A 16,680-nucleotide genomic window follows, 5' to 3' on the forward strand; every position below is an offset into this window, starting at 1 on the left:
GGTGACAGCATGGCCACCGACCCGCTCGCCCCGCTGCTGGACCTCGCCGACGTCGCCCCCGCGGTCGACCGGGCCCGCGAGCGGGTCGACCAGGCACTGCGGCACCGCGCGCTGCGCCGGCACGGCGGCCAGATCGCGGCCGAGGTCAGCCTGCGGTCCGCGGTGGCCAGCTCCGCGCTGGAGGGGTACGCGCACGAGCGCGAGGCGGTCCGCGCCGGCACCGTGACCGATCCGGTGCTGCAAGGTGCCCTCCGGGTCGCCGGAGCGCTGCCCGGGCTGACCGACCTGTGGCCGAAGGCCCCCCGGCAAGTGCTCGCCCGGCTGCACACCCTGGCCGCCCGGGGAACGGTGCCGGAGGAGGCGCTCGGCCGGCCGGCACCGGCTCACGGCCCCGCCGCCGGAGCGTCTGTCGCGCCGGAAGTGCTCGGCGCCCGGCTGGACGGGCTGGCCGGGCTGGTCGCCGGTGGGACGTCGGCGTCGCCGGTGGTGCTGGCTGCCGTCGTACACGGGGAACTGCTGGCGCTGCGACCCTTCGCCGGCCCGTCCGGGGTGGTCGCCCGGGCAGCCGCCCGGCTCACCCTGCTCGCCACCGGATTCGACCCGCGCGGCCTGATCGCGGTCGACCTTGGCCACTCCGAACGCGAGCCGGAGTACGTCGGCGCGGCCGGCGCCTTCGCCACCGGTACCCCGGACGGGCTCCGCTCCTGGCTCCGGCACTACGCGACGGCGGTGGAGGTCGGCGCGGAGCGGCTGACCCAGATCGGCGACGAGGTTCTGGCGAACCCGGCACCCGGTGGCGCTACGCCGGACGGGTCGGGGGTTGCGGGATCGGGTCCCGGCGGCCGGGGACCGATCGACCCCGGCCCGGCCTGATCGCGAGCTGTCAGGCGGTGGTGGTGCGGGTCCGGCGGTGCCGGCCGTACCAGGCGATGCCGATGGCCACCCCGACGCCGACCCCGATGGCCGCCGCCGCGACCGGCACGGCGGGACGCTCCCGGAGCCGGCGCCCGAGCGGTACCGGGTGCCGGAACTCCAGCACCGGCCAGCCGTTCTCCACGGCGAGCTTGCGCAGCGCCCGGTCCGGGTTGACCGCGCTCGGATGGCCGACACACTCCAGCAGCGGACGGTCGCTGACCGAGTCGGAGTAGGCGTACGAGGCGGTGAGGTCGTAGCCGCGTTCCTTGGCCAACTCGCCGACTGCGTCGACCTTGCTGGGGCCGGCCGCGTAGAACTCCACCTCGCCGCTGTACCGCCCGTCCACCACCGTCATCCGGGTGGCGATCACGTCGGCGACCCCGAGCAGCTCACCGATTGGCCGAACCATCTCCTCGCCGGAGGCGGAGACGAGTACGACGTCCCGACCGGCCGCCTGGTGCTCCTCGATCAGGGCGGCGGCCTCGGCGTACACGTAGGGGTTGATCAGCTCGTGCAGCGTCTCGGCGACGATCTGTCGAACCTGGTCCACCGGCCAGCCCTTGCACAGCGTCGCCAGATAGTCGCGGGTACGCGCCATCGTCTGCTCGTCGGTGCCGCCCAGCCGGAACATGAGCTGGGCGTACGCGGACTTGACCACGTCGCGGCGTGTGATCAGCCCGTCCCGGTAGAACGGCCGACCGAACGCCAACGCGCTCGACTTGGCGATGACGGTCTTGTCCAGATCGAAGAAAGCGGCGCTTCGGCCCACGGCGCGAAAGTCTAGCCGGATGGTCTATGGTCAGCGGGTGCGCGGGGTCACCTTTGGCACCTGCCGACCGGTTACCCCCTGATCGGCCGATCAGCCTAGGGGTGATCACGGTCACAGCCCGAAGGCGGACTTTCGCAGGGAGTGGAAGTTAACGCCACTCGACGTATACGGGTCGACTCAGGCATGCTTGTAGTTACGACACACTTTCATATCCTCTGTGCTCGGTAGACCTCGGCGGTCGCACCCCCCGTGACCGCCGAGCGGGTTCGGCTCGACCCCCCCGGAGCCGAACCCCAGACGACCCCCGTCTCCCCCCGACGGGGGTCGTCGCTTTTGGCAGTAAAGCGTATTCACGCTGGTCACGACCCTTCTTCTGGCGACTCGTCCGGGTCCTGTGGCGGCTCCGGAGGCTCGAAAGTCAGCGAATCGTCAGCGAAGGTCCGGCGGACCCGGTCGGCGTAGTCGTCCGGGGTGTGGGTGTAGCGGTTGAGCGTGGTCGACGCCTGCTCATGTCCCATCACCCGCTGGACGAGGTTGATGGGGACGCCGTCGGTGACCAGCCACGTCGCGTACGAGTGGCGCAGGTCGTGAAATCGCAGTCCGCCCGTGGCCTCCCTGGCGACATGCGTCACCGCCGCCCGCTCGGTGATGAACTCTGCCGACTGGTCCATGCCGTCGGGATCCGGCAGACGGCCCGCCAGCGACGCGGCCCGAGGTTGACGACCTGGCCGAGCAGCCCGGCCCGGACCAGCGAGGGCAGCCAGATCCGGCGCCGGAAGTTCGACCGCCGCAGCGGGCCGCCGTCCCGGTCGGCGAAGACCAGCGCCCGCGCGTCCGGCTTCGCGTCACCGAGCTGCTGGCGTAGCGCCTCGACCAGGAACGCCGGCATGGGCACCGTCCGGACGCCCGCGCGGGTCTTCGGGTACGGCCTGATCACGATCTCGCCGTGCGTCTCCACCGCCACTTGGACGACACGCAGGACGGACCGGTCGAGGTCGACCGATCCCCACGCGAGGCCGGCGCACTCGCCCCAACGCAGACCGGTGCCAGCGGCAGCGGCGACGAGCGCCCGATGCTCTGTGGGGATGGCCGGCAGCAGCTTGCCGAAGAAGACTTCTCGGGTGATGGTGGTCGGCCGCGCCTCGCCGGACCGGTTGCGTGGCACCTTCACACCCTCGGCCGGGTTGACCGCGATCAGCCGGTCACCCAACTCATCGGCGACCTCGCCGAAACCCAAGACACCCTGTTTACTCTGCTGGAGCGCCGCCAGCCGCCGAACCAGTCCCGGGACCTGCACTTCCTGGCCGGCATCACCAGCGGCTTGCTCGCCAAGGTGTCGCACGACCTGGCCGACCCGCACGCCGCGATGCTGCAAACCCGCACCGCCGTACTCTGCGCCGAACAGGCCGGACACCCCGGACTGCAAGCCTGGCTACGCGGCATGCAATCCCTCGTCGCCTACTGGGCCGGCCGGTACGCAGAAGCCGTCCGCTACGCCGACGCCGGCCGCGAACACGCCACCGAAGCCGGCGGCACCACCGCGGTCTGGCTTCCCGCCAACGCCGCCCGCGCCTACGCCGCCCTCGGCAACGCCGAACAAGCCAAAGCCGCCATCACCGAGGCCGAGCAGGCATGGTCCCGGGTACGCCCCGACGACCTGGACGCCATGGGCGGCATCTGCACCTTCAACCAGCCCCGCACTCTCTACTACGCCGCCGACGCCCTAGCCTGGCTCCCCGACCAGGCCACCGAAGCCGAGGACTACGCCAGCCAGGCCGTCACCGCCTACGCCGACCCCCACGACCCGGCATGGGCGTTCGGCGACCAGGCCGGATCCCACGCCGACCTCGCCATTGCCCGGATCGCCGGCCGTGACCTCGACGCCGCCACCGATGCGATCGCCCCCGTGCTGGAGCTGCCTGCCGAGCAGCGGATCAACGGCATCGTGCACTCCGTCCGCCGCGTGCACCAGGCCGTCACTCGCGCCGGACTGACCGCCGACGCCCGGGACCTGGTCGACGGCATAGAGCACTTCACCCACACCCCCGCCAACGCCCTACCCCGATAAGCCAGGATCAGAGGCGTGTACCCGATCGACACCATCAGCGGCAGCCTGGTTAACCTCCGCGACTTCCGCCCCGAGGACGTAGCCGACACCCTGGCCATCGTCGGCGACGACCGCGTCACCCGCTGGCTCTCCTACGACAGCCGCAACCACGACCAGGCCACCGCCATGATCGAAGGCACCATCCAACGCGCCCAAGCTGAGCCCCGCATGGAGTACTACCTAGCCATCACCGACAAGCACGACCGGATGATTGGCTTCGGCAGACTCGGACTCGGCGGGGTCAAAGCCGCCAAGCTCGGCTACGCCATCCACGCCGACCACTGGGGCCACGGCTACGCCACCGACGCCGCCCGCACCCTCATCACCTACGGCTTCACCACACTCGACCTGCACCGCATCAGCGCCGCCATGGACCCTGAGAACGCCGGATCCATTGCCGTGGTCAAGCGTCTCGGCATGCAGTATGAAGGCCACCTACGCGACCACGTCCACACCAACGGCGCATGGCGAGACTCCCTGCTCTACTCCATTCTCGCCCACGAATGGCCGACCGGCCCGGCCGAGGGGTAGCCCTCCGCCGCTGGTCAGCACAGCGGACCGGTAGGGAAAGATCACGGTGCGTCGCAGGTCTGTAGCATTCGGACATGCGCGACGCAGCCACGCCCCCGGACGACGGCCACGACGCGGCGCCCGACGGCAGCCCCACCACACCCCAGCAACGCGCAGCGGCCATCCGCGCCGCAGCCGGCGAGGTCCTCGCCCGCGTGCAGGAGTGGCGCAACTCCCCACACTGGCGCGAAGACGAAACCAACCGTCGCCGGTATCAAATCACGGTGGACGCTATCGCCTCGCTCGACAGGCTGCCCGACCCTGAACCGCAGGAGACGGTTCTCCCGCTCGTCGACGCTATCGGTCCCGTCCTCGCCGCGTGGCGCCCCAGCCGCCCAGGTCCCGAACAAGCGATTTTGTTCACGTCGAGCGATTGCAACGCCTAATCGGGTAAAAGCATCATTTGCGTCAGCTCGGAACTTCCGTACACCTTCAAGGCGGCCCTTGACGGGCCGCACGCGCCGCCGCCAGGGCGCGCGCCGGCCGCTGCCGCTGTCGCTCTGCGGCCGTCACGCCTGATGCCCGGCGGCTGGCGCGGAGAGCGGGGAGCCCGGAGGGCCGCCGCAGAACGACAGGTCGTTGACGGGTGAGGGGTGGGCCGGCAGCCGGCCGGGCCGCGCGGCCAGCAGCCGGCGCGGCGTAGGGGAACGCACGCCGGCCGCGTTGGCGACCTGGCGGCCGATGCGAGGTCGCGGTCACTGCGCCTCCGGCGGGGGTGCAACGACTCCAGAATGGCCGGGGGTCCGCCGGCGGGTCACGGTCCGTGGGTGGTTGCGGAAGGAGCCATCCCGCCTGCCACCGACCTGGGCAAGCCGAGCAGACCACCGCCCAACCCGCCAGCGTCCGTACGAGCCGTCAAGGTCCGCTTGACGTGGCGGGCCGGGCGGCGGCCCGCTCCCCAGGAGGGCGGGTCGGCGGCAGACGGGATGGTGGTGGTGACGCCGGCCCCCTGCAGGCTCGCGACCACGGCGTTCCAGCCCGAACTGTCGGCGAAGGCGCGCCGTGGACCAGGGCGACTGTCGTGCCGGTCGTGTCGGTCATGATGCTCCACTCCGATCGTTGACGGGTGCTGGCAGCGTCGTCAGCGGTGCTCGCCGAAGACCGCCGCGGCCACCTGGTAGCTGTCGAACGCCCGGGCCGCCCCGGCGTACGCCTCCAGGTGGATGAAGAGCTCGACGATCTCCTCCTTGGTCACGCCGGACGTCAGCGCGATGCGCAACTGCCCCCGCAGCGGCTCGTGGGTGCCCAGCGCCGCCGCGACGGCCACCGAGATCAGGCAGCGGCTCCGCAGGTCCAGGCCCGGTCGCGGCCACGAGTCGCCGAAGGTGTGCTCGGTCGCCAGCCGCCGGAAGTCCTGACCGACCGCGGGTTCCCCGTCGGCCAGCGGCAGGGTCAACGGTTGGCCGAGGAGGCGCTCCGCGGTGTCGAGGGCCTGCTGGTATCGGGGATCGTCGGGCATGCGTTGCCACCTCCGCACGTGTCAGCCGATCGACTGCCGTTCGGTTCCAGCATCGCGCCCACCCCGGCGTTCGGTCGGCCGTTCCGGGAAACCGGTGGTCGCGATAGCATCGGATGCGGTGGAGCGCTGCCCGCGCCCGGTGCGTCAGCCCACGCCTGAAGGGTCGGCAGCGGTGGAGGTTGCCGCCGCTCGCAAGTCCCGCCTCATCAACGTCCTTCGTCAGCGAGAAGTCAGCGAGACGCACGACAACAGCCAACAACCGCTGGTGCAGGACACCAAGTCCCTTGACTCCAACGCCAGCCGCCGACATCGATCGGTGAGCATCCACCGCATCGAGCCGCCTTTGCAAGGCAGGGGTTAGGGGTTCAAGCCCGCTCCACGACCTGGCGCTCGGGCTGGAGTGGCTGCTCTACTGATGCGGTGCGCACTCATCTTGTTCTCAGCGTCGCCTTGCTGGTGTCGGGTGTGATGGCGGCAGGGGCCGGACTCGTGATCGCCTCGGGATACGTCGAACAGCTAAGACCCTTCAACGAGGCGATATTGGGTGCGATGGGCGGGGGGATGATCGTCGCGGGCCTCCGCCGCTGGAGGAAGCACCGCTTCCTGGGCTCGGGGCACACACGGGGCACAAGACAGCGTGAAACGTCGGCAACCAGCCACCAATGACGTGAGCCCAAGACGGAACGTGACCAGCATGCCGGCCAGCCTGCCGCAGGTCACGCGAGGGCGGGTCTAAGTTCCGCTTCAACGTCTTACAGTCGTGCTGGGTGACCAACTGGGTGACGACGAGCACGAACATCACCGGATGCCCATGGACTGCGGTGGACCGTTCGGACAGCTCAGCCCTGCTGTTGGCGCAGCTCATCGACGGCTGGTCGTTCCTTCACACCGAACGGGTCCCAGTTCCAACGCGTCACGCCTCTTCTCATCCACACTGCCGAGACGTTCTCTTTATGATCAAGAGCGCCGCGCAAGCGCGGCGCCTGCCCGCCCGCGCTCGGCCTGCTGGCGGCCTCCGGCCGGCATCGGCCGGCGCGACGGGCCACGGGCCTTGTCACCCCGTCAGGGCAGATCGGCGATCGATACGTCGAACCCGGAGGTCTCGTCGCGCAGGGTGACCTGCCACATCTCTGCCGCCGACTCGCAGATCTCGCGGACGATCTTCCAGTCGATCAGGTCACCGACGAGCGTCACCTCAATCAGCGCATCGCACTCGCTGAGCGACGCTGGTCCGCCCTCACCGATCCCCCAGGAGACCATCTCGCGAACCGAGTCTGGCCGCGTTGTCACCTCCAGCGCGAGAGGCCACCTACGTGGCGGCCCTGGAAGCAAGTCCTGAACCAACTCGTCCAGGTCTGCGCTCAGGTCATGGTCCGCCGATAGATCACAACTCATCCAGCCGACACCATCGCCGGTAGGTACGGCAACTACTGCCGTATCCCGGCGTTGGACCGACGACACCAGACGCGGAAGAACGTGGTGCGCGACGGGATCACCAACGTAGGCGAAGAGAGTCAGTTGGTAGGCCAAGCCGTACTCCTCTCCTGGCCGCCCACTGGCCCGCTGGCGGCCTCCGGCCGGCAACGGCCAGGCGCGGCCGGCCGGATCTGCTAAGTCCGAAAATCATTGACCGCCGCCTCGACCCGCAGCCCGATCCCCGTCAGGGCAAGGAGGAACGCGAGGACATGCGGTTCGATGGACCCGCTGGCGCTCCACATCGTGAACAGGGAGATCAGAAGCCCTGCCACTATCGCCATAGTTCCGAGTACACGTTTGCCAGCCGCTCGCTCAGATCGAAGGTCCACGGCCCGGACGGTACTCGACTTGCATCGAGACTGGCCGCCTGTGGAAGAACGAACGCCTACTTGCGTCGGGACGATCGCCTGGGGGCCGGCCGCCGTCGAGGGCGGGGCGATCGCTGCCGCGCCGCTTCGCGGCTTGCCACCGGAGTACGTGGTCCAGGCACGCGGTGACCCGGCGACACGGCAAGCCGCCCCGGCCCGAAGGCCGGGGCGGAAAGCCGTACGACGCCGGCCGGCCGCGCGCCCGCTCGGGCCATTCATGGGCCATAAGCCGGTGCCGTAGACGGTCATCAGCGGGCAGGAGCGGGCACCACTACCCCGCCATTGACCAGGCACTCCGGACAGACCGGCGCAGCCGGAAACGATCTTCCAAAATGAAGGTGTCGCCAGCTAAAGCAGGGCGATCTGACCGGGCAGTTCAGACGGACCGGACAGCACTGCACGGAGCTTGTTGATCTGCGGGAACTCACTCACTCCCGCCTCGGCCCACAGGGCCCGCCACTCCGAGTTGTCGCTGAGGACCCGATCTAGTGCCTCGACTGCCAGTTGTGGCAGGTCGTGGTCCAGGTCGAGGGCTTCACCGGCAAGCAGAAAGTCTGGTGCGTACGGCGAGGTTATCGGCTCTCCGCCGGGCATCTGGGACGCCACTATCGCGGCCGCGGCGATGGCCGAGACGGCATCGCAATCGTCGAGGTATCCCGTGTTGAGCGCTGCCGTTGTCAGGGCAGCACGAACAATTGCCGGCCGTTCAGACGGATCGGCATCGTGGAGGTCGCCGCACCAGTCGGCGGCGCTGTCATTGTCAAACGGACCGTCATCCCAGGTGCCCATGTGCTCCTCCACCCGTTTCGGTGAACGATCATGAAGTCAATTGCGGGCGGACGCAAGGGCGCGAGAGCGCTGGCTGTACAGCCAGCGGCACAGCCAAGCCGGCCGACAGGCGTGCGTGACGAACGGCGGCAACCGACAGGGCGAGCAGGTCAGCTACGGTTACCGACGCCGGTCGACAGTAGTCTTGATCTTTGCAAAGCAGAGGTTGGCCTGTGGTCGTGGCGAGTGGCGGCGTGCAACCGGGTCGCCGCCCGGAGTCAGCAGAAAGTCAGCGAACGCCGTACCGCGTAGCCGGCGTCGATCATGCTCCGCAGCACGACCACCCCGCCTGACCACGCGGTACGGCACTCGATCACACTCGGCACTACGGCCGATCACTCTCCCCCCGACGGGGGTCGTCGCTTTTGGCAGTGAAGCGCATTCACACTGGTCACGGCCCTTCTGTCGGCGGCTCGTCCGGTCGGCGGCGTACCTCGGTCGGCCCGACCTGTCCGGGTCGACGCGGTCGGGCCGCGCCCATTCGTCGCGCGGGTTACCGACCCGGCGGTGTCGGCCAGGGCCGCCCCGTTGCTACTCAAGTGATCCGGCGCCCCCTACTCAAGTGTCGAGCCGGCAGCCGAGCGGGACCTACCCGAAGTCGGCGGCCGTGATCCCGTCGGCATGCCCGGGCGGCCACTGCACCAACTCGATCCGGTAGCCGTCCGGGTCGGTGAGCCACGAGGTCTGCGGGCCGCCCGGGCCGGCGGGCTGTTCCACGGGACCGGGCCAGAGGCCCGCTCTGATCAGCGCCTCGACCGTGCCGGCGAGGTCGTCGACCTGGACGACGAGGTGGCTGAACCCGGTGCCGACGTCCACCGGTCCCGCGGCCGGCCGGTGCACCAGCTCCAGCGTGACGACATCCTCGTCCGGGAACTTGAGGACGGTCAGACTCGCACCGTCCCCGACGTCGACCCGACCGACCACGGTGTATCCGAGCGCGGTGTAGAAGGCGAGCGACGCGGCGAGGTCCGATACGCGGTACGCCGTGTGGAGGGTCTTCACCAGGCTAACCATACGAGGACGGGGCCGAGACGGCTCGGTTCCCGGCGCCCGTTCCTGCGAGGGCTACTCGTGGTGCAGGGCGCGGGCCAGCGTCGTCGCGGCCTGGGCGGTGACCGCCTGTGCGGCCTGGGAGGTTGCCAGCGCGTCCAGCATCGCCATGTCGTGGATGATGCCCTGGTAGCGCACCTGGGTCACCGGTACGCCGGCCCGGCGCAGCTTCGCCGCGTACGCCTCGCCCTCGTCGCGCAGCACGTCGGCCTCGTTTGTGGTGACCAGGGTGGGCGGCATGCCCCGGAGTTGCTCCGGGCTGGCCCGCAGCGGTGACGCCATCGGGTCGGCCCGCTCGGCCCGGTCCGGCAGGTACTGGTCCCAGAACCACATCATCAGCTCCCGACTCAGGTAGTAGCCGGTGCCGAACTCCCGATAGGAGGCGGTGTCGAAGTCGGCGTCGGTCACCGGATAGAGCAGCACCTGCCGGGCGAAGCGGGGGCCGTCGCGCCGGGTGGCCAGCATCGCCACCACCGTCGCCAGGTTGCCGCCGACCGAGTCACCCGCGATGGCGATCCGGGTCGGGTCCAAGCCGTAGTCGTCGCCCTGGCCAACCAACCACTGCGCCACCGCGTAGCACTCCTCGATCGCGATCGGATACCGCGCCTCCGGCGACCGGCTGTACTCGGGGAAGACGATCGCCGAGTTGGACTGCACCGCGAGTTCGCGGATCAGCCGGTCGTGGGTGAGGGAGTCACCGAACACCCAGCCCGCGCCGTGGATGTAGAGCACCGCCGGCAGCATGCCGCCGACTCCGCGCGGCCGGATCATCTCCTGGGCGGCGGAGCGGAGCCGGTCGCCCAGCCCTCCGCCCGCGCCACCGAGCCGGCCGGCGCCCCGGGGCTTGACGATCCGCACCGGTACCTGCCCGGTGGGGCCGCCGGGCACCATGATGTCCTCGATGTCGACCTCTGGGCGGGGGATGCTGCCCGACTGCATCTCGACCAGCTTCGCCCGCCCCTTCTCCGGAGCGAGCTGGAACGGAAACGGCGGATTCGCCGTCATCCGGACCACCTCCTCCGCGGCCGGTTCCAGCACCACCGAGGTCGTGCTCACGGACTGCGCCATGACGGCTTCCTCCCCCGATTTTCACCGCCGCGTCGCGGAGTAGCGACCCGCACCGCCCGGGTACCCACGCCGGTGGCAAATATGGCCTGGCCGACCGCGTCCGCCCCGCTCGGCGACCGTCCGCCCCGCCCGGCCCGCGCACCGCCGCGAGACCCCCATCGGGTACGCACCCAGCCGCTCGCGCCCGCTGCCGGGACCACCGCTGACCACGCCGCTGCACATACCAGATCCACTGACTCGACGGGCGTTATCCACAGCCGGCCCAGTTATCCACAGCGCAGATTTCCAGTGCCCGGAACGGAGGTTCGGGACGCCAGGGTGTGGCGGTAACCGGACCGCCCGTTGGAGCCGGATCCCACCGCTGGAGGACGTGATGCCACCGCGTACCCCGGTCCGTCCCGGACCGCGCCTGCCCCTGGTCGTGACCTCGGACAACGAGCTACTCGACGAACTGCTCCGGCTCGCGGCGGCGGGTGGCGGTGAGGTGGAGGTGGCCGCCGATCCGGCGTCGGCCCGGTCCCGGTGGGCCGGCGCGCCGCTGGTGGTGGTCGGCACCGACCAGGCGCAGGCCTGCCTACGGGCGAGGCTGCCCCGCCGGCCCCGGGTGGTCCTGGTCGGCCGCGCCGGGGAAGGTGACGGCGGCTGGGAGGTGGCCGAGCTGCTCGGCGCCGAGCACGTCGCCGTGCTGCCGGCGGCCGAGCCCTGGCTGGTCGACCGGTTCGGCGAGTGTGTCACCGGCCGGGGTGCGGTGGGTGGCCCGGCCCGGATCGTCGCGGTGATCGGCGGGCGCGGCGGGGCCGGCGCGAGCGTACTGGCCGGTGGGCTCGCCATCACGGCGGCCCGGTGCGGCCTGCGCACGCTACTGGTCGACGCCGATCCGCTCGGCGGCGGCCTCGATCTGGTGCTCGGCTGGGAGCAGTTGGAGGGTCTGCGCTGGCCCGCGCTGACCGAAGCGGACGGTCGGGTCGACGCGCCCGCCCTGGTCCGGGCGTTGCCGAGCCGGGGAGACCTGGTGATGCTCTCCTGGGATCGCGGCGACCTGCTGGCGCTGCCGGCCGAGGCGATGGCGGCCACCATGGACGCCGGCCGGCGTGGCCGAGACATCGTCGTCGTCGACCTGCCCCGACAGCTCGACGACGCGGCGGTGATCGCACTCCAGGCGGCCGACCAGGCGTTCGTACTCGTTCCCGCCGAGTTGCGGGCCACCGCAGCGGCGGCCCGGGTGGCCGCGGTCGCCGGGCTGCACTGCGCCAACCTCTCGGTCATCGTGCGCGGCCCGGCCCCGGGCCGGCTCAAGGCCCGGGAGGTCGCCCGGGCACTCGACCTGCCACTGGTCGGCACGCTGCGACCCGAGCCCGGGCTCTGCCGCAACCTGGAACGCGGCGAGGCCCCGGCGGCTGCCGGGCGTGGTCCGCTGGCGGCGCTCTGCCAGCGCATCATCACCGACCTCACCGGTGCGGCCGGCGTTCCGGCCGAGGCGCGATGATCGCCCGGAAGCGGGTCGCCCGCACCGACCCGGCCCAGGGTTGGGTCTCCCGGACCGACGCGGCCCAGGGTTGGGCCGCCCGCACCGACGCGGCCCAGGGTTGGGTCTCCCGGACCGACCCGGCCCAGGGTTGGGCCGCCCGCACCGACCCGGCCCAGGGTCGGGTTGCCTGCACTGACATGCCGCAGGACCGGGTTGCCTGCACTGGCGCGGCCCGGAGTCGGGCCGCCCGCGTCGAGGCGGCCCGGCCATGAGGCACGATCTGGCCGCCCGGGTCCGGCGCCGGTTCGCCGCCGAAGGGACGACGGTGACCCCGGCCGCCGTCGTCGCGGCGGTACGTGCCGAGCCCGGCGCTGCCGTCCTCGGCGACACCACCGTGCTGCGGATGGCCACCCGCGTTCACCACGACCTGGTCGGTGCCGGCCCGCTGACGCCCCTGCTCACCGACGAGCGGGTCACCGACGTGCTGGTCAACGGCGCCGAGGTCTGGGTCGACCGGGGCAGCGGGCTGTCTCCGGTGTCGGTGCCGCTCGGCGGCCCCGACGAGGTACGCCGGCTGGCCCAGCGGCTCGCCGCCGCCTGCGGTCGACGGCTGGACGAGGGCAGCCCGTACGTCGACGCGCGGCTGCCCGACGGCACCCGGCTGCACGCCGTACTGCCGCCGGTGGCGACCAGCGGGCCCTACCTGTCGTTGCGTACCTTCCGTCAGCGTCCGTTCACCCTCGACGACCTGGTACACCACGGCACCCTGCCCCGCGCCGCCGCCACGCTGCTCGCGGCGGTGGTCGCCGCCCGGCTCGCCTACCTGGTCGTCGGCGGGACCGGGTCGGGCAAGACGACCCTGCTGAACACGCTGCTCGGCCTGGTGCCGCCGACCGAACGGATCGTGCTGGTCGAGGACGCCGCCGAACTGCGCCCAGTGCATCCACACGTGGTCGGCCTCCAGGCCCGCACCTCGAACGTGGAGGGTGCCGGCTCGGTCGGGCTCAGCGACCTGGTGCGCCAGGCCCTGCGGATGCGGCCCGACCGGCTGGTGGTCGGCGAGTGCCGGGGTGCCGAGGTGGTCGACCTGCTCTCCGCCCTGAACACCGGGCACGACGGCGGGGCGGGCACCCTGCACGCCAACGCTCCGGCGGACGTGCCGGCCAGGCTGGAGGCACTGGGTCTGCTCGGCGGGCTGCCCCGGCCGGCCCTGCACGCCCAGGTGGCCGCCGCGCTCCAGGTGCTGCTCCAGGTCCGCCGCGCGTCGACGGGGCGGGTGCTGGAGGCGGTCTGCCTGTTGCTGCCGGCGGGGCCGGAGCGGCTGGTCACCGTCGTACCGGCCTGGCGTCGGGACCGGGGTCTCGGGCCGGCCGCTCCGGCCCTGGCCGCGCTGATCGCCGAGCGGGGAGTGCCGGTGCCACCCCTACTGGACCCCGCATCCCGATCCTGGCCGCCGTCCTCGCCCGGCCGGCGGGAGATCACCCGGGGTACGCCGTGACCACCTGGTGGCTGGCGGCCGTCTGTCTGGCCGGCGCGGCGACCCTGGTGGGCTGGCCGGTCAGCCGCGCTCGGGCCCGGCGTCGGGCGGTGATCGGCGGGCACCACGCCGTGCAGGGCACCGCCCGGCGGCCCGATCCGGGAGGCTGGTCGGCAGAAATCGGCTCGGCGAAGTCGCGGGTGTCCTGGTCGACCGCGCTGGATCGGCTGCTGGCCGCTGTGTCGCCTCGGCGGGCCGTGGTCGTCGGTGTCGTGCTGGGTGGCGTCGGCGGGACGCTCGCCGGTGGCCCGGTCGCGGGGCTCGCCGTCGCCGCCTACACCGGTTTGGCGATACGCGGTCTGCTGCGCCGCCGGGCCGGCCGGTCGGCCGAGCGGGCACAGCGCCGCCAACTCGACGCACTCTGCGGCCTCGCCGCCGACCTGCGAGCCGGGCTGCCACCGTCGACCGTCATGCTGGCGGCCGACGGGTCGGACCGACTGGCCAGTCTCGCCCGGGCGGCGGTACGCCTCGCCGAGCAGACCGGGGCGCCCTTGGCCGACCTGTTAGAGCGGATCGAGGCCGATGCGCGGGCAATGGACCGTGGGCTGGCCGCCGCCGAGGCTCAGGCGGCCGGTGCACGTGCCACCGCCTGGTTGCTGGCGGGGCTACCGGCCGGCGGCATCGCCCTGGGCTACGGCATCGGCGTCGACCCACTGGAGATCCTGTTGCACACCCCGATCGGTGCTGCCTGCGCGGTCGGCGCCATCATCCTGCAACTCACCGGCCTGGTCTGGGCGGGTCGCCTGAGCGGCGCCGGCCGCGCGGACCGACTCGGCAGCGAGGCCGACCGGGCCGACAGGGTTGACGAAGTTGGCGAAAGTGCCGGCGGGGCCGACAGATTCGACGGTGGGTTCGGCAGGGCCGACAGGTCCGGTGGTGGGTTCGGCGGGGGCGACAGGTCCGGTGGTGGGTTCGGCGGGGGCGACAGATGTGGTGGTGGGTTCGGCGGGCTCGCTGGCGGGGCCGGTGAGGTCGACGGATTCGCTGGCCGAGCCGGTAAGGCTGGCCGGGTCGCGTCCGTCGCCACCTCGGGGCGCTGACGACGGTGCGGACCCTGGTCCCGGGAGTTCTGACCGGTCTCGCCCTGCTGCTGGCGCTGGCCAGGGTCCCCGTCCGCCGGTCGTCCCGACGGCGGCTCGCCGCGGTCGGTTCCGCCGGACTGTCCACTCGGGCAGCCGGGGCGACCGGTCGTCGAGCGCGCCATGCCATGACCCACGCGCTTAACGACCTCGACGAGCGCGGCGACCGACAGTCGGGAAGCGGACTGAGCCAGAGCCGGGGCGGGTGGAGGCAGCGCCAGCGCGGGTGGGACGAGAGTCCGCCAGGCTGGTCGGGCCGGATCGACCTAGTCCGGCTCGCTGCCGGGTTGGCCGGGCTGGCGGCCGGGGTGCTGCTCGGCGACTGGCTCGGCGTACTGCTCGGGGTGGCGACGGCGGTCGGCCTCGACCGGTTGCTGCACCGGCTCGAACCAGCGGCTGTCCGGCGGCGCCGGCTGCGCGAGTCAGCCGACCTGCCGCTCGCCGCTGACCTGCTCGCGGCGGCACTACGGGCCGGCGCGCCGATCGACCGTGCCGTCTGCGCCGTCGCGGAGGCGCTCGCCGGCCCACTCGGTGAGCGCCTTATCGAGGTCGGCCGGACCCTCCGGCTCGGCGGTACCCCTGAAGAGGCGTGGGCGCGCCTCGGGCCGGTGCCGGGCGCGGAGCGGCTGACGTCGGCGGCGGTCCGCTCCTCGGCGAGTGGCGCGGCACTGGCCGGGGCGTTGACCCGACTTGCCGACGACCTGCGGGCCGACCGGGTGACCGGCGCCGAGGCGGCGGCCCGGCGGGCCGGTGTGCTGATCGTGTTGCCGCTCGGCCTGTGTTTCCTGCCCGCCTTCATTCTCGCCGGCCTGGTGCCGGTGATCGTCGCCGTACTCGGCGACGTGCTGTGACCGATTCGAGAAGGGAACTCCATGCTGCGCAAGTTGATCGCCCGGCTCCGCGGCGACGCCGGGATGAACACCGCCGAGTACGCCGTCGGCACCCTCGCCGCCGTCGCCTTTGCCGGGATTCTGCTGAAGGTACTCACCTCCGGTCGGGTGCAGGCCGCACTGGCGAGCGTGATCGACCGGGCCCTGTCGTGATCCGGCGCTGGCTGGGCGACCGCGACCGGGGCTCGTTCACCGCCGAGTTGGCGGCCGGCCTGCCGGCGCTGTTGTTGTTGCTGCTCGCCGGGCTCACCGCCGTGAACGCGGTGACCACCAAGGGGCAGTGCGTGGACGCGGCGCGGGAGGCGGCCCTGGCTGCCTCCCGCGGTGCTCCGGGCGTACCTGCCGGTGCCCGGGCCGCACCACCGGGGGCGGTGGTGTCGGTCTCGGTGGACGGCGACCGGGTGGTGGCCACCGTACGGGCCCCGGTGCGCGCACTCGGTGCACGGTTGCCCCGGTTGACGGTGAGCGCGATCGCGGTGGCGGCGGTCGAGCCCGGTGCACCGGAGCCGCCGTCATGACGACCGACCCCACCGCGAGCGCGACCCGGGCGGGTCCCGGACTCGACTGGACTCGGCGGGGCCGGGCTCGGTGCCGCCGAACGGTTCAGCATCCCGATGGAGGGCCCCGCTCGACCAGACACTCCACAGCAGGTTGCCGGCCGGTCCCGTACGGCGGCGGATCCGATCGGGGCAGCGCCACCCTGTGGCTGCTCGCCATGGGGCTGGTACTGGTGGTGTTCAGCCTTGGTGCAGCCGCGATCGGCGCCGCCCGGGTGGCCCGGCACCAGGCTCGGGTCGCGGCAGACCTCGGCGCGCTCGCCGGCGCCGTCTACGCGCTGGACGGCCCGGATCGGGCCTGCGCCCGGGCGGCGGTCATCGCCGCCGCCAACAGCGCCCGGATCACCGACTGCACGCTCGACGGGTTCGACCTTCAGGTCACCGCCGAGGTGACGGTCGAGCCACTGCCCGGGATGACCAGGGCCGCCCGCGCGACAGCCCGAGCCGGGCCGGTGCGCGGCGAGGCGGACCAGCGCGCCTGACGCCTTGGCGGACAACCCGGCCCCGGTGTGGCATGCGCTCGGCCGCCTCGTTCGGAC

Annotated in this window: 18 protein-coding genes and 2 pseudogenes; 12 read left to right on the plus strand and 8 right to left on the minus strand. The window is 72.2% G+C overall.

Going from position 1 to position 16,680, the window contains the following annotated elements; genetic code table 11:
- Window positions 1-9: 9 nt before the first annotated feature.
- Window positions 10-780, plus strand: a pseudogene (locus AAH979_RS15565) (hypothetical protein); the annotation flags it as partial.
- A 103-nt stretch (window positions 781-883) separates the two neighbouring features.
- On the opposite strand, the gene AAH979_RS15570 reads toward AAH979_RS15565, so the two are convergent.
- The 3 genes from AAH979_RS15570 to AAH979_RS15580 form a co-directional block, all read right to left on the minus strand.
- Window positions 884-1,684 (minus strand): HAD-IB family hydrolase, encoded by an 801-nt coding sequence (locus tag AAH979_RS15570; RefSeq protein WP_346258809.1) that lies wholly within the window; start codon window positions 1,682-1,684, stop codon window positions 884-886.
- A gap of 359 nt (window positions 1,685-2,043) precedes the next feature.
- Window positions 2,044-2,355, minus strand: coding sequence for a tyrosine-type recombinase/integrase (locus tag AAH979_RS15575; RefSeq protein WP_346258810.1), 312 nt, complete (start codon window positions 2,353-2,355; stop codon window positions 2,044-2,046).
- Window positions 2,313-2,921: a site-specific integrase gene (locus tag AAH979_RS15580; protein WP_346258811.1), complete on the minus strand. Its 609-nt coding sequence runs from the start codon at window positions 2,919-2,921 to the stop codon at window positions 2,313-2,315. Before AAH979_RS15580 ends, AAH979_RS15575 begins: the two co-directional genes overlap by 43 nt.
- 84 nt (window positions 2,922-3,005) lie before the next feature.
- Here AAH979_RS15580 and AAH979_RS15585 point away from each other — a divergent pair, with 84 nt between their 5' ends.
- From AAH979_RS15585 to AAH979_RS15595, 3 genes are all read left to right on the plus strand, one after another.
- Complete coding sequence (locus tag AAH979_RS15585; protein ID WP_346258812.1) at window positions 3,006-3,752, plus strand: XRE family transcriptional regulator; 747 nt, start codon at window positions 3,006-3,008, stop codon at window positions 3,750-3,752.
- A gap of 15 nt (window positions 3,753-3,767) precedes the next feature.
- Window positions 3,768-4,322 carry a GNAT family N-acetyltransferase gene (locus AAH979_RS15590; protein ID WP_346258813.1) on the plus strand — a complete coding sequence of 185 codons (555 nt, stop codon included), beginning with the start codon at window positions 3,768-3,770 and terminating at the stop codon, window positions 4,320-4,322.
- Between the two features lie 74 nt (window positions 4,323-4,396).
- Window positions 4,397-4,747 (plus strand): hypothetical protein, encoded by a 351-nt coding sequence (locus tag AAH979_RS15595; RefSeq protein ID WP_346258814.1) that lies wholly within the window; start codon window positions 4,397-4,399, stop codon window positions 4,745-4,747.
- A 695-nt stretch (window positions 4,748-5,442) separates the two neighbouring features.
- Here AAH979_RS15595 and AAH979_RS15600 read toward each other — a convergent pair.
- From AAH979_RS15600 to AAH979_RS15620, 5 genes are all read right to left on the minus strand, one after another.
- On the minus strand, window positions 5,443-5,820 hold the full coding sequence (locus AAH979_RS15600; RefSeq protein WP_088986731.1) for a carboxymuconolactone decarboxylase family protein: 378 nt from the start codon (window positions 5,818-5,820) through the stop codon (window positions 5,443-5,445).
- Between the two features lie 1,062 nt (window positions 5,821-6,882).
- A complete protein-coding gene (locus AAH979_RS15605) occupies window positions 6,883-7,350 on the minus strand; it encodes a hypothetical protein (protein WP_346258815.1) in 468 nt (155 codons plus the stop codon).
- Window positions 7,351-8,012: 662 nt separating this feature from the next.
- The gene (locus AAH979_RS15610; protein WP_346258816.1) at window positions 8,013-8,453 is read right to left on the minus strand and encodes a DUF4259 domain-containing protein; all 441 of its coding nucleotides are present in this window, start codon (window positions 8,451-8,453) and stop codon (window positions 8,013-8,015) included.
- A 627-nt stretch (window positions 8,454-9,080) separates the two neighbouring features.
- Window positions 9,081-9,494: a VOC family protein gene (locus tag AAH979_RS15615; protein ID WP_346258817.1), complete on the minus strand. Its 414-nt coding sequence runs from the start codon at window positions 9,492-9,494 to the stop codon at window positions 9,081-9,083.
- A 63-nt stretch (window positions 9,495-9,557) separates the two neighbouring features.
- Window positions 9,558-10,610, minus strand: coding sequence for an alpha/beta hydrolase (locus AAH979_RS15620; protein WP_346258818.1), 1,053 nt, complete (start codon window positions 10,608-10,610; stop codon window positions 9,558-9,560).
- A 421-nt stretch (window positions 10,611-11,031) separates the two neighbouring features.
- Between AAH979_RS15620 and ssd the strand changes: the two genes are divergently transcribed.
- The 8 genes and pseudogenes from ssd to AAH979_RS15660 all read left to right on the plus strand — a co-directional run.
- Complete coding sequence (ssd, locus tag AAH979_RS15625) at window positions 11,032-12,096, plus strand: septum site-determining protein Ssd (RefSeq protein WP_346258846.1); 1,065 nt, start codon at window positions 11,032-11,034, stop codon at window positions 12,094-12,096.
- Entirely contained in the window at window positions 12,093-12,350 is a 258-nt protein-coding gene (locus AAH979_RS15630; protein ID WP_346258819.1) for a hypothetical protein, read from the plus strand. Before ssd ends, AAH979_RS15630 begins: the two co-directional genes overlap by 4 nt.
- Window positions 12,347-13,576 carry a TadA family conjugal transfer-associated ATPase gene (locus AAH979_RS15635; RefSeq protein ID WP_346258820.1) on the plus strand — a complete coding sequence of 410 codons (1,230 nt, stop codon included), beginning with the start codon at window positions 12,347-12,349 and terminating at the stop codon, window positions 13,574-13,576. The genes AAH979_RS15630 and AAH979_RS15635 overlap by 4 nt, the downstream gene beginning before the upstream one ends.
- Window positions 13,573-14,655: a hypothetical protein gene (locus AAH979_RS15640; RefSeq protein WP_346258821.1), complete on the plus strand. Its 1,083-nt coding sequence runs from the start codon at window positions 13,573-13,575 to the stop codon at window positions 14,653-14,655. Before AAH979_RS15635 ends, AAH979_RS15640 begins: the two co-directional genes overlap by 4 nt.
- A gap of 167 nt (window positions 14,656-14,822) precedes the next feature.
- Window positions 14,823-15,545: a type II secretion system F family protein gene (locus AAH979_RS15645; protein ID WP_346258822.1), complete on the plus strand. Its 723-nt coding sequence runs from the start codon at window positions 14,823-14,825 to the stop codon at window positions 15,543-15,545.
- Window positions 15,546-15,566: 21 nt separating this feature from the next.
- Entirely contained in the window at window positions 15,567-15,737 is a 171-nt protein-coding gene (locus AAH979_RS15650) for a DUF4244 domain-containing protein (RefSeq protein ID WP_101368449.1), read from the plus strand.
- The gene (locus AAH979_RS15655) at window positions 15,737-16,102 is read left to right on the plus strand and encodes a TadE family type IV pilus minor pilin (RefSeq protein ID WP_346258847.1); all 366 of its coding nucleotides are present in this window, start codon (window positions 15,737-15,739) and stop codon (window positions 16,100-16,102) included. The genes AAH979_RS15650 and AAH979_RS15655 overlap by 1 nt, the downstream gene beginning before the upstream one ends.
- 164 nt (window positions 16,103-16,266) lie before the next feature.
- A pseudogene (locus AAH979_RS15660) lies at window positions 16,267-16,623 on the plus strand (Rv3654c family TadE-like protein); the annotation flags it as partial.
- Window positions 16,624-16,680: the final 57 nt, after the last annotated feature.

It is taken from the genome of Plantactinospora sp. ZYX-F-223 (genome assembly GCF_039649625.1).
In the GTDB taxonomy this organism is placed as follows: Bacteria; Actinomycetota; Actinomycetes; order Mycobacteriales; family Micromonosporaceae; genus Plantactinospora.